General features: G+C 61.6%; 7 protein-coding genes. All 7 read left to right on the top strand.

The genetic code is table 11. The features are described from left to right. The first annotated feature begins 343 nt into the window (after window positions 1–343). The 7 genes from ACWJKU_RS19340 (at window position 344) to ACWJKU_RS19310 (ending at window position 13,476) form a co-directional block, all read left to right on the top strand. Window positions 344–1,636, top strand: a complete 1,293-nt coding sequence (locus tag ACWJKU_RS19340; protein ID WP_101530092.1) for a hypothetical protein — start codon at window positions 344–346, stop codon at window positions 1,634–1,636. Window positions 1,637–1,720: 84 nt separating this feature from the next. Next, complete coding sequence (locus tag ACWJKU_RS19335) at window positions 1,721–8,716, top strand: strawberry notch C-terminal domain-containing protein (protein WP_454148364.1); 6,996 nt, start codon at window positions 1,721–1,723, stop codon at window positions 8,714–8,716. Between the two features lie 80 nt (window positions 8,717–8,796). Continuing rightward, a complete protein-coding gene (locus ACWJKU_RS19330) occupies window positions 8,797–9,336 on the top strand; it encodes a type IVB secretion system protein IcmW (RefSeq protein WP_101530093.1) in 540 nt (179 codons plus the stop codon). After that, window positions 9,329–10,378: a hypothetical protein gene (locus ACWJKU_RS19325; RefSeq protein ID WP_101530094.1), complete on the top strand. Its 1,050-nt coding sequence runs from the start codon at window positions 9,329–9,331 to the stop codon at window positions 10,376–10,378. Before ACWJKU_RS19330 ends, ACWJKU_RS19325 begins: the two co-directional genes overlap by 8 nt. A 17-nt stretch (window positions 10,379–10,395) precedes the next feature. After that, on the top strand, window positions 10,396–11,151 hold the full coding sequence (locus ACWJKU_RS19320) for a hypothetical protein (protein WP_101530156.1): 756 nt from the start codon (window positions 10,396–10,398) through the stop codon (window positions 11,149–11,151). 1 nt (window position 11,152) lies between these two features. Continuing rightward, window positions 11,153–12,292 (top strand): hypothetical protein, encoded by a 1,140-nt coding sequence (locus tag ACWJKU_RS19315; RefSeq protein WP_101530095.1) that lies wholly within the window; start codon window positions 11,153–11,155, stop codon window positions 12,290–12,292. A gap of 11 nt (window positions 12,293–12,303) precedes the next feature. Beyond that, window positions 12,304–13,476: a hypothetical protein gene (locus ACWJKU_RS19310; protein ID WP_101530096.1), complete on the top strand. Its 1,173-nt coding sequence runs from the start codon at window positions 12,304–12,306 to the stop codon at window positions 13,474–13,476.

Below are 13,476 nucleotides of genomic sequence, written 5' to 3'. Positions count from 1 at the left end.
AGTCATCTCCACAAATCTCGACGCGGCACGTCTGCCGTCTCGTTGTTGTGCATTCCGTTGCCCTTTCCCTGATTTCGGCAAATCGGTAGCATCATATCATTCACATGTCAATGTGTGCCATCTTAGCGTAAAAATTAGAAACGCGCAACGACGCACAAATGACAAGAACCGCCAAAAAGCAAAACGACAATTTTCTGAGTAAGTGCCTGATTTTGCTGTGAGAATTATGATCGTGTATATTGACGTTTGCAACCTTGGTGGTTATATTTGCCATGTCTCGAAATTCGTTTCGGGCTACGGCAATCCGCCGCATAACTCAGAACCTTAGATGAAAGGAGTTTTTATGAGCAGCTTCGATCCCAGCAAGCTGGGCCAGCGCAGCGGCGGCGGTCAGCCGAACAAAGGCCCGCGTGCTGAGCGCGTCTTCCTTGTGGTGGAAGACTACGAGACGCCCGCAGAGGGTTTTCACTATGCAGTCGGCCATAAGGCCGACAAGCCGGACGAGAAGATCAAGGTGCGCCTGAATACGGTGCAGGAGCGTTCCGCTGACCGTCCCAACGATAACGTGGACAAGATCAAGGCCCAGTACGTGACGGGCGAGAACACTCGCGATTCGATCTCCGACAAGGCCAAGGCAGGCATCAAGCTGCTTTCGTTCGACGATGCTCGCCGCCTCGGCAAAGACGAGAACGGCGTCACCGAGTATCGTGCGCACTGGCCGAAGACCATGAGCACGAACCCCGAGGCCGAAGTGATGTCCGGCTTCGCCCATGTGAAGCTCAAGGAGGCTGGCGAGTACAACGGGCGTCGTTCGCCCGCGCAGGCGTATGTCGAGCTGATGAAGTCGAGCGTTGTGGCCGACAAGGACGGTATCGACAAGGCGCTTTCCGATGCGCTGGCAATCAAGGACGATCAGGGTCGCGCTCGTGATCCGCTTGTCATCATGCGCGTGATGCACGAGGGCAAGGTGGTCGCTTCGCCGCGTGTGTATCCGTCCACCGAGCTTGCCAAGGTGTTCGATCAGAACCTTGGTGAGCACAAGGAAGTGCCGCGCAAGGTCGATGCCGACAAGACCATCGACGACCTGATGACCGCCAAGCCGGGCAAGTCCGACATGGCGAACCGCCAACTCGACACGGCTCGCGCCGTGATCGCTGGCCTCAAGGGTCTTGATGAGCCGAAGTTCAACTCCCCCGACGAGGGCGTGGTCGAGTCGATCCGCAACCTGTACTACGGCGCGAAGGCCGGTGCCTTGCAGGTCGAGGTGATCGCCGCAGAGAAGATCGACTTCGGTGCCGACTCTCGTAAGACCTATCTCAACGACAAGGATCGTCCGCAACTCGCGGCCTACACCATCAAGGAAGCCGTCGATGAGACGCGGGTGCGCGAAACCCCCGGCTACACGAAAACCGTAGTGGCTGTGCATCGTCACCCGGACGGCGAGCCGTATGCAGTCTTCGCGTCTCCCGTTCAGATGTATCCGAAAGTGCAGAAGCTGGCTGATCTGCCGATGAATCCGGCTGGTGAACCTGCTCTGGCCGCCGAAGCCAAGACCGAAGCGGCCAAGCCGGTTGAGCCGGAAGCACCTGCTGCTGATGAGCCGGTAGTGGACGACGATTACGACTATGCCCCGTAATCCGTCCGCTGGGTAAAGGGCGTGTTCATGCGGGCGGGAGTGTCGTTAAGGGCGCTCCCGCCCGTTTTGTTTTGGTGGTGGTGAATGGCGAAAACAGAGGAAGAGCGCGGCGTCGCTCTACGAATTCTGAGCGCGGCTCAGGCTCCGCGCTATCAAGAGCAGCGCGACCTTGCGGCGGCCCAGCTTGGGCGTCACGTCTACCTGTCGCCGATGCGGCCTTTCTGGGTGGGCTTTGACCGGGAGGCAGAGGCCGACGCCGGGTTCGTCGGCTATCTCGGCGAGTTGCGTCTTGTCGAGACGCGACGGGCGGCGTCGGTTGCGTTCCTCAATCGGTTCGAGTTGTTGCCAGCCTCGCCAGAGGCGATGAGGGCAGTGGCGAGTGAATTGGTTGCATCCAGAGTAAGCGTGGCACTGAGTCATGGCGCGGAGCGACGTATGGCCGTCGCTTGGCGCACTGGTGGAGCAGTGACGGTTGCTGAGTTTGACGTGTCCGAGCCGGGTAGCCCGGCTCCGATTGGCTCGCGGAGTGCTGACAGTCTTGATCTTGCGCTGGTCGCGATGGCGCAGGGCGGGTACTCGCGAGAGGTGCCTGATCGCTACGTGGGTCGCTACCTCGGAAGTGCCATCGAGGCGCAGCGGGTGCTTGCTGAGCTTGCGGAGATCAGGCGCGGGGATCATCCCGGTTATGCCGGTTTGTCCGATGCGGTCGCGAATGCCGACAGCTTCCTTTGGAGTTATGCGCAGAGCGAGCCGGACATGGCTGCCGAAGTGGCGGGGGATTGGCTGGCGTCACCGGGGGAGCATAGCGCGAGGTCGGGCCTGTCGCCCGAGCGCGTGGGGCAGCTTGGAAGCCAGCTTGTGTCGCTTCTCGAAAATCGGAAATTGCAGCAGGCCGAGCCTGCGGCTGCGCCGGTCGAGCGCAAGCCAGAGGAAGGACGGAGTATGTCGAAAAAACAAAAATGGATTGACCTTGCCGAACATGGCATCTACCTCGGCGATCAGCGCATGGCGGATGGGAAGCATCGGCTAGTGGTGCTGGACATGCAGGATCGCGGCGATCCGGCCCGCCTGCGCGAAATTGGCTTCCTTCCTGTGGTCGGCTCGCCGCGCTACGACAAGGGCATTTACTACCTCCACGGTGACGATCAGCGGCTGCGCCCAAAGGCGCTCGCGGCGGCATTCGGCATCGAGAGTTGTCCGCTCGTTGAAGTGGAGCCAGCGGAAATCGACCGGGTGTTCCGGGAGAAGATCACCGAGAAGTTCGGTGCAAACTTGAACGCGCTGACCATGCGTTCGCGGCCTCTCGGCCAGAACCGGGCGGGCCAGTACGTCTATGAGTCCCCAGCGGGGCGTTTCATTCGGCTGTCGTCGGACAATGCTGTCGCGGAGGGATCGCAGCAGGCTGCGAAGCTCGGGCGGCCTGCGTTCCTGCGGGCGTCGGATGATGAGGAATTGCGTGCGTGCGCGGAAGGGTTCCTCTGGACGATCAGGCAAGGCGGCAAGACAGCGTGGCCCGATCTGGTGCGGTTTGCCAAGACTGTGTATGGCAAGCACGCTCGTGACGGGGAACCCTCGGACGATCAGTTGCACCACTTGCAGGAGGCGGTCGAGGCGGCGAGCTATCGCCGCTTCACCGCGCTCGCCAGCAAGCCCGACGAGGCGGCATTCAGGCTCGCCACGGACTTCTACTATGGTCTGCCAACTGCGCGGATGCGCACCGCCGAAAGTGTGTTCCTCCAGCAGTATTCGACGCCGCTCCCGATGTCGGTCATCGCTCAGCGCCTGTTGGTAGGCAACGATGATCTGACTGGCAAGTCGGCGCTTGAGCCGACCGCAGGCAATGGCGGTCTGGTCAATCTTTTGCCGGAAGCGGTGCGGGTATTTGGCGTCGAGCTTGATGCTAACCGCTTTGCCGCCCTGCGGGAGACGGGGCGCATTCAGCCGCATCTTGGTGATGCGACTGAGGTGGGGTTCCGCCGCGTGTTCGGGATGGAGCAGGGCTTCGATTACACCATCGCGAATCCGCCGTTCGGGCAGATGGACGCACCCAAGGCGTTCGACAAGATTCCGAATGTGCGCAAGCTCGATCACTACATCCCCCTGCGGGCGCTGGAGGCCCGCAAGGATGCAGGCCGCTCGGTGGTGATCTTCGGTGCAGACAGTGCGCAATCGGATGGCACCATCAAGGGTGGCGCGAAGGCGTTTCTCAACTACATCCATGACCACTACGAGGTGCATGGGATGACCGAGGTGGATGGCCGCTTGTACGCACGGCACGGGGCTGGCTTCAACGTCCGGCTGCTGGTGATTGGCGACAAGCGACCCGAGCCAATTCAGGCCGAAGTGCCGGAGAAGCTGCCGATCATCACGAGCTACGACGATCTGTGGCAGTGGGCTGGGCATGTCATCGAACGCTACGACGCACCGAAGCCCGAGCCGGTGAAAAAGCAGATTGCAGAACCGAGCGTCAGCGCGTCGGCCTTGGGCGGCGTAGAGCCGGTGTTTGGCGCGGGCGCGGCTGCCATGCGTACCGCAGAGCAAGACGAAGGGCCAGCGGCGGATGCCATTGCAGAAGATGACGTGTTGTCCGGCCTGCCGCATCCGGTGCGCGACCGACTTGGTTTCGCGCTGACCGGGCTGCGCGACATCTATGCGCGGCTGGAGAACGTGGAGCGTGCGCGTGGAAAGGGCCACATCCTTGCGCTGGAAGTTCGCGATGTTCAAGAGGGAATTGCGCAGCGCCGGGCAGTGCTCGCTGAGTTTCGTGAGCTTGCGCCCCAGAATGGGGTGGACGCAGAGCGGGTGATTGAGGCGCTTGGCGGCGAGCCTGACCTGAGCGTGTTTGGTGAGCCTGCGGCGGTCGAGGGATCGGAACAAGATGCCGCGCTCCCGGAGCAGGGCGGGCCTGTCAAATCCGGTAGCGAGCAGAGTGAGCCACGAGCGCCGGGGACGGCCAATCAAACGGGTGTCGTGGAGTCTGGCGCGGCGCAACCGGCGAGCGGAGCCGGGCAGAGCGAGCCGTGGCAGATGACTTTGCAGGCATGGAATAGCGAAGTGTCCGCGAGTCGTGCTGGTTCCGGTATCGGTGTGCCGACGCGCAACTCCGGCAGCGAGGCGGCTGCGCGGTTCAAGCGGCTTGAGTTCTTGAAGTACGGCGTCACCGATTGGGCCAGTGAGAAGCTGGCTGCCGCACAGAGGGGCGAGGTCAAGCTGACGCAGGAAGAGTTGGCGGAGATCACGGACAGGTTGGAGACGCCTGTCACGCATCGGGACGTGATCGACAAGGCTTTGGCGGAAGGCAAGCCAGTGCCGCAGGCGGTGCTGTCGGACTATCCCGACCTCAGCGCCCCGGCAGAGCGCCACGTCAATGAGTTCCAAGCGCCGTATCAGGCGGCGTCGCGGATCGGCGAGCCGACCGCTATGGTGCCAATCAACATGGCGGGAGCCACCTACGCCGCGCTCAACGATCTGGAATCTCGTTTCGGTGGCATCGACAAGTATGTCGCCGGGAAGCTCCGGTACGACGAAGAGGAGCTGTCCCGGTATTTCAGCCCGGAGCAGGTGGATGCCATCGGCCTCGCCATCAAGGCGGTGGAAGAGGGGCGGGGCATCATCAATGCCGACCAGACGGGCATGGGCAAGGGACGGTTCGTCGCGGCAATGCTGCGCTATGCGAAGCTCAACGAGAAGATGCCGGTGTTCCTGACCATCAAACCGGAGTTGTTCACTGACATCTTCCGGGACATCAGCGACATCGGCAGCCAGCATCTCTTCAAAAAGCTGTTCATCTTCAACGATGGCGAGAGCGTCAAGCGGTTTGGCACTGAAAACGAGGTTCTGTACCGGGCGACGACGCCACAGGAGCGCAAGGCGGCTCTGACGAGCGGGGCAGTGGAGCCTGACACCGACATGGTGTTGGCGACCTACTCGCAGTTCATGCGTGCGTACCACAAGAACCCGAAGGCCGCGTTGCTGACGGAGATCGCGGCCAACAACGGGATGCTGATTCTTGACGAGGCGCATGTTGCCTCTGGCGCGTCGAATCTGTCCGCGACGGTCGGGCAGGCCGTGGCGAACAGCGACGCGGTGCTGTATGCGTCAGCAACCCCGCTCAAAGGGGTATCCAACTTCGCCATCTACAACAAGATTTTCCCGGATTCGGTCGATCTGCGGACGCTCCCGGATACCCTCAAGGCCGGTGGCGAGGCGTTGCAGGAAGCGATCTCGACCAACATGGCTCGCGACGGGGTACTCATCCGGCGCGAGCATGACTTCTCGAAGCTGACCTTCCACACGCGCAATCCCGACGCTGCGCGACGCCAGCGCAACGTCGAGCTTGCCGATGCGCTTTCCGACATCATCGGCGAGATGTCCTACCTTGCTGGCGACGTGTCGAAGGCCGTCTCCGACATGAACAAGGGGTACAAGAAGGACTGGGAGGAAATCCCCGAGAAGGACAGGCAGGGTGCGCGTATGCAGGCGTCCAGCATGAACTTCGGCTCGCGCCTCTACAGCCTCAACCGGCAGTTCCTGCTGGGCATCAAGATCGAGGATGCGGTGGAAACCGCGTTGAACGATCTCTCCAACGGGCGCAAGCCGGTGATCGCCGTGGAGAACACGGGCGAGTCGCTGTTGCGTCAGGTGATCTCCCGTCGCGCCGGGATCGAGCATCTGGAGGCGGAATTGACCGAACTGGATGAGCGTGCCGGGGCGTTGAGCGAAGAAGAGAAGGCTCGCCGCGACGTGCTCGTGTCGAGCATCAACGACGCGATGCGCAACGTGGTGCTCGACGAGCCGCCGCAGTACCGCGAGTTGCTTGAGTCCATGCTTGACCGGATTGGCGTCATCAAGATTCAGGGGCGCTACGGGGATGTGCAGCGCATCAAGCCGGAGAGCGAGGAATACCAAGAGGCTGAGGACAGGGTGCGCGAGAAGATTCGCGCCTTCCCAGACCTTCCGCTGACCCCGATTGACGTAGTGAAGAAGGAGTTGCAGCAGCGAGGTCATCCGGTTGCCGAGGTGTCCGGGCGCACGGCGTCTATCACGCCGAACGCAGCCAATCCGGCGATGTGGGACGTGAACTTCCATGCGAAGGCGGATGCGGTCGCGAACGTGGCGGGCTTCCAGAACGGCAAGTACGACGCCATCGTCATCACCCGTTCCGGCTCCACGGGCATCTCGCTGCACGCCACGGATCGCTTCGAGGATTCCGACATTCGCCAACGCGACTTCATCGTGTTGCAGAAGGCCGCCAACATCGCGGAGTTCTTGCAATGGATGGGGCGGGTGAACCGTAAGGATCAGGTGGTTCCGCCTGTCATCACTGGGCTGGAGTCCGGGCTTCCTGCCGAACTGCGGCTCACGATGATGCACAACGCGAAGCTGCGCAAGCTGTCAGCCAACACCACAAGCAACCGGGAGAATGCGAATCTCGAAGGCGAGGAATTCGATCTGCTCAACGATGTGGGGGATCGAGTCGCCTTGGAATGGCTGGCAGAGAACCCTGATGTGGCCGAACTGCTCGACATCAACCTGCCGAGCGAGGACGACTTGGACGATGCTGCGCGGTTCTCGCAGGAGTGCCCGTATATCAACAAGTTGATGGGCCGCCTGATGATGGTGAGCGTGGAAAAGCAGGAGGAAATCCTGAAAACGCTCACGGAGCGGTTTGCCGACAAGATCGAGGAACTGGAGCAGCGCGGGGAAAATCCGTTCAAGGTCGATGTCTTCGAGTGGAAGGCCAAGATCGTCAAGGAAGAAGAACTGCAAAGTGGCGTGATCCGGTCGGCTGGAAGCACCTTCGATGAGCCGGTGAAGCTGGTCACGGTGCGGTACGAGCAGGACATCTTCCCCATCCGCTCCGAGAAGCTGCTTGGCATGGTGAAGGCCGGGCTTGAGCTGTACCGGGCCGAGCCAGCGGTGGATGAACGCGGCTCGCTGCGCTCTTTCCGCGAGCAGCTTGAAGGGATGAGGGACGGCTGGGTGCGTCGCCAGTTGCCGACCAAGCTGCGCGAGTCCGAAGAGCCGCTGTCGGTACTGCTCGACGGCAAAGATGTGGCTGGGGCGAAGGGGGCCAAGGAACGGGCGGACTGGCTTCTGACGAACCTTGATGCCTTCCGTCCCGGTGTTCGCCTCACCCATGAAGACCCGTTCAAGGGTGAGCGAAAAGGGGTCATCACCTCGGTCGAGCTACCAAAGGACAAGGAGGACTTCTTCCTGCTCTCGAAGTACCGGGCCAAGGTGGCTTTCCCCGGCGAGGACAGGGTGCGGGAGATCACGCTGGCGACCGTGCGGACGCAGGGCAAGGACTTGTTCTCCGGGTCATGGATCAGCCTCGACCCGGACAAGATGGCGACCATGCCTCATATCAAGCGGCAGGCCGAGCAGGTGATGGCCGAGTTCGATGCCGCACCCGATGGCAAGGTGATCCGCACCCAATACGTGCTGCAAGGCAACATCTTCCGGGCGTGCGAACTGGCGAGCAAGCAGAAGCTGGGTTCTCCGATCCTGTTCACCGATGAAGATGGCAACCGGCAGCGGGCGGTTTTGCTCAAGGATCGCATTACGCCGGACATGGTGAAGGCACTGCCCATCGGTTTGGATGCGCGGGACATCTGCGACTACATCGACGAGTACCTCGATCCGAAGCACCCCGAGTTCCGCCAACGCTCGATGTACGGGTCGTTCCGCATCTACGACGCCGGGGTGAAGGACATGAAGAAGGGCGAGGGCATCATGTTCGAGGTGCTCAATGGCGGCGATGCCTTCCGTCTGAGTATCCCCGGCACCAAATCGAGGGCGGGTGCGCTGATGACCGATGGAACGATCTTCGACATCGGCCAGAAGACGCCGGAAGGCAGTCTGCGGCTAAAGCTGAGTGGCACCAAGTCCTACATGCAGGTGGATGTGGACAGGGACGATCTGCGCTCCCTGATGGAGCTTATGCAGCGCAATCACCATGTCGGCAAGTTCTACGTGCCTGAACCCGACCACGATGTCATCAAGGCGTTGAAGGAACGGTTCCGGCTGGAGCACGGCAGGAACCTTGAGGTGGCGACGGATGATGGCCCGGCTCCATGATCGGGTCGTTGTTAGAATCTTGATACGCCGGGGTTTTTGATAGAGAATTAGAAACTGGGTATAGTTTCGTGAATTTGACCATGCTGGATTCAACTGCGCAAGCAAGCACAAGCGACTTGAAAGGCGTCCCGATCCCTGAGATCGAGACGCTTGATCTCACGTCGCATAGCGTTCTGGCCCACTTCGCGAAATCGACGCGGAATGTGCAACTGCTCAACTTCCTGTTGGCGCTGGATCGCGTCGATAAGTGGGCGGTGGACTACAACGAGTCGGAGTCGCCGAAGGCGCTGGAAATCCAGCTTTTCGTGCAAGACCTGCAACGCTTCGTCGAGGCGAGCTTGCCGGTCTTGCACCGCGTTCCTCGCGAATTTGCGGACATCCTGTGTCACCTGACGACAACGCGGTGCATGTACCTGATTCGGTTCGTGGGTCAGCACAACGAGGAATTTTTGGAACGGCTGGGCTTCCTGCTGGAAGAAGAGGCCGGACAATCACCCAATGTCGCAGCCGTCAGGCGGCGTTTGGAAGCGTTCAGCAAGGCGAAACTACTGGGGGAAATCTTTTCCGGGAAGCGCCTGACTCGCATTTTGCAGATCATGGGGAGTTATTCAGATGTTTAACGGGAAAATGAATCCGGTGGCCGCTGCCGTTGGCCGTGTCTTCGACCGCAAGATCGCCATCGGCGTCGCGCTGGGCGTGTCGGTGATGTTCGCCGGGTACGCCGTTTCGGCGGTCGGCTCGGGCAGCACGCTGGCGAGCGCGAGCAGCCAGTTGATCTCGCAGCAGTCCTCTGTGGTGGCGGATAACATCAAGGCCGACGCCGAGGACTGCGCCACGGGCACCAAGGACGGCACCATCGGGCACTCGATCAAGCAGGCGCTCGACATCCACACCGAGCTTGCCTCGGCGACGCCGAACGTGGAGTCGCTGTTCGATGTTGGCAGCGACTGCTTCTCGGGCCTGAGCCAGATTTTCGACCTTTCCTTCTCCATCCCGAGTCTCGCCAGCATCCTGTCCGCTGCGCAGGACGCGGTGATGAAGTACGCGCAGAAGAAGATTTGCACGGCGGTCAATCAAGTCACCGGCATGGTGACATCGCCGATCAATCAGGCCATCGGCAAGGTGAACGGACTGAGTTCCTTCGGTGATCTCAACGGTTTGACCAACGGCCTCGTGCAGCAGGGCATGTCGCAGATCGACCCGAACCTCGGTTCGCAGTACCACAGCGGCACGAGTGGCGGCACCTACACCGTGGGCACCAACCCGTTCAACGGCACCCAGACCGACTTCGGCGGATCGTCGGGCACAGGCAGCGACATGGGTGGCACCAATGCCCAGATCAACGCGCTCAACCAGCAGATTGCCAACGTGCAAGCGCAGGTCGGCCCGGCGCAATACCAGTTGCAGCAGGCGCAGCAGCAGTTGGCGAATTGTCAGGCATGGCAATACAACAACTGCACTTCGCAGCAGCAGGCCGTGGCAAGCGCCCAGAACAACCTGAACAACCTGAACTCGCAGCTTTCGGCGTTGCAGTCCCAACTGGCGGGCATTTCGCCCAGCGCGTACAGCGTGCAGAGCGTGAGCGCGAAGAGCGCGACGGCTCCGCAAAAGACCAGCGACAACAGCAGCTTCATCCAGTCCATTGGCAACCTGTTCAACTAAGGGGGTAGGCGATGAGGATGAAGAAAGTCATTGCAGGGACGCTTGTGGGGTACGGACTGGCCTTGGCCTCCGTGCCCGCTCATGCGCTGTCGTGGGATTCGGTGATCGCGTTCATCAATACCCTGCGCAATGAGGCGTCCGCGTGGGCCGTGAGCGTCAAGCAGACGAGCGTGGCCGCGCATCAGGAGTCGCAGGCGGAGGTCACGGCGAAAAAGCAGCTTGCGACCGCGATGGGCGCGATCAGCATGTCGGATCGGGTGATGAAGGCGGTCACTTCATTTGACTCCGAGCTTGGACAACCTGTGACGATCAAGTGCGTGGCGCAGCAGAACGGCAAGCTGCATGTCGAGGCTGACTCGCAGCGGCAGAAGGACGCGGCCCGCCTGATGGCGAGCTTCGCGTCGAACCGCGTGGGGTCGAAGGCGGTTGCCAATGCCGAGGTGCTGACCATGCACCGTGACACCTACTGCACCGTCTCTGAGGCCAAGCAAGGCATGTGCTCGCTGTCGGCCAACGGTATGCAGGGGTGGGATGTGAACTACGCGGGGGCTTTCAGCGAGAAGACGCTGGCCCCCGAGGGTGAAGTGGCGGCCTACGCCTACGCCGCGATGATCGCGGATGCACGGGCGGAGGCCAATAGCGATTGCACGACCACGGCTTGCGCTGCTGCGCAGTCGCAGCAGCTTGCGACTGCCGCGCTGAGCGCGATGGCGGCCAACGCGATTATCGGGCAGGCGACGGATCGTCGTATGCCCATGCTGACAGGGCAGTGATATGAAAGCACAAAAGAAAATCATCGCTGCTGCGGTTCTCTCCACGACCTTGGGTAGTGGGGTGGCCTACGCGGCGCTTTACGGCTTCGGCCCGGCTGAAACTTGGACGATCCAGCAGATTGCCGCCCAGACCGCCGAGGTGTCCGGGAACATCGCGGCCTTTGGCACGGCGTTCTCGACGCAGATGCAGACCAAGTTCGAGCAGATCATCTCGTCGGTGGCGGTTGCGACCAAGCAGGAGGCGCTTTCGGCCAACATCGTCAGCGATGGCACGCGGCAGGCTGCCGAGCAGCTTGTGAACGCGGTTCGTGCGCAACGGCAGAGCGATCAGGTCGCAACGGCCTACCTGAACTACAACCCGGCAACCGGGCAGGGTTACGACCCGTGTGGCACCAACGCGAAGAACAAGACGATGGACATCGCCTTCGAGTCGGCTGCCGTGCAGGCGAAGACCACTGTCGGCATGACCGATGTTGCTCCGGGGCGTCTGGTGAACTCGACGGCGCAGGCGATGCAGGCGCGTCTGGACACGCACCGCAGCAAGTTCTGCACCGCCGCAGAGGCGAGTGCTGGCCTCTGCTCGGCCAGCCAGTTGCCGGGTGGCGACACGAACGCCGCCTTGCTGTTCGATGCTGCCCCGGCAGGCAGCCTCCAGACGGAGGCGCGTTATGCCTACATCCAGCATGTACTGGGCGCACCCGATCAGAAGCTGGAGAAGTCCGCTGGCGGCACGCCCGCAGGTGAAGCCTTCATGGTCGTGAAGAATCGCAAGGATGCGCTGCTCTCCGTGCCAGCGTACAGCCTTGCGATGATCGACGCTGCCAACACCCAGTCTGCCCAGTTTGGGGGCAAGTCCCCGAATGAAGTGCTCAAGTTGCGCGTGAATCAGTATTTCGGGGGCAAGGAGGCCGAGCAGTGGTCAGGGTCGATGGCCCGCCAGACCCAGCGTGGCCTTCTGGTTGAGGCGGCCAAGATGGCTGGCCTTGAAGTGTGGATTCACCACAAGCAATACGAGCAGAACCAGCGCCTCGAAGCGAATCTCGCGGCGCTGTTGCTGGCTTCTGCCGACAAGCTGTCCGGCCCGTTGGAGGCGCAGTACCAGAAGGTGCTGGCTGACACCGCCAACGTGACCGTGAAGTGAAAGGGGGCAGCATGAGATTCAATGAATCGCAGGAAGCACGCCGCTGGAAGGCTGCATTCGGCATCACCCTTGTCCTGTCCTCGACGTGGGCCTATGCGGCGTACTGCCCGCCGCAGTACCAAGAGAACTGGGTGGCTCCGCAGTTCCAGAACGCAACCAAGGTGCTCAACCAAGCCATCTCAGCGGTGGACAAGGCGCTTTCGGCGCAACTGGAGATGAACTCGCAGCGCCTGACCTCGGCGATTGCTGTGCTCACCAAGCAGAAGGCGATGGCCGCCAACCAGATCGCGGACAGCAGCCGCACCGCCTCGCAGCAGGTGGCGACCAGTTTGAACGTGCTCGCGCAGACCGAGCGGGTCAAGCAGGCGCGGTTCGACTATGGCGGGGAGTTCGGCCAAGGGTACTCGCCGTGCAAGGTGTATTCGACGCGGCAGGTGATCGCCAACCGCGATGCGGACATGGCGACCGAGCGCCGGGCGCGAGTGATGTCCGAGGTGGTGGCAGCGCCGGGGCGTTATGTTGATCCCATTCAAGGGCAGCGTGCGCTGATTGAGGCCAACAAGGATTTCTGCACGCAGGATCAGGTCGATTCCGGGCTTTGCAAGACCGTGGGCGCGATCCCCGGCGCGAGCCTGACGGTCGCGACGCTCTTCGAGCCTGCAATGGAAGGCGAGAAGCTGTACGACGCCAAGGTGGCGTTCGTGAACAACATGGTCGGCGTGCCGGATGGCCCCGTGCCCACGGCTGCCGGATCGACGCCTGCGACGGCAGCCTATTCGCTGGCGAAGGCCCGCAAGGATGCGCTGATCTCTCCGGCCATCGCTTCGCTCAAGGAAATCCAGTTGGACTACTCCGGCGTCACCGGCACGGAGACGGGCAAGGATATTCCGCTGGCCGTGCATTTCCGCAACGAGGTGAAGCGGTACGCGGGCAACTCGGCTGAATACGATGCGTGGGCGCGAGTGATGTCTGCGCAGAACGAGCGCGGTGCTCTCGTCGAATTGTTGAAGGTCAAGGCGCTTGATCTCGCAATTCAGGAGAAGCAGTACCGCCAGTACGAGCGCATGGAAGCACAGCTTGCGGCGCTTGTGGCCCTCGAAGTGCAGTCGTCCGGTTCGCAGAACCAGACCGCTGTTGCCGCTGAACGTGCTGCCAAGCAGAACGTGACGAATGCGATCAAGTAA

Source organism: Methylocaldum sp. MU1018 (assembly GCF_053646775.1).
This window is presented reverse-complemented; position numbering and strand designations above follow the sequence as displayed.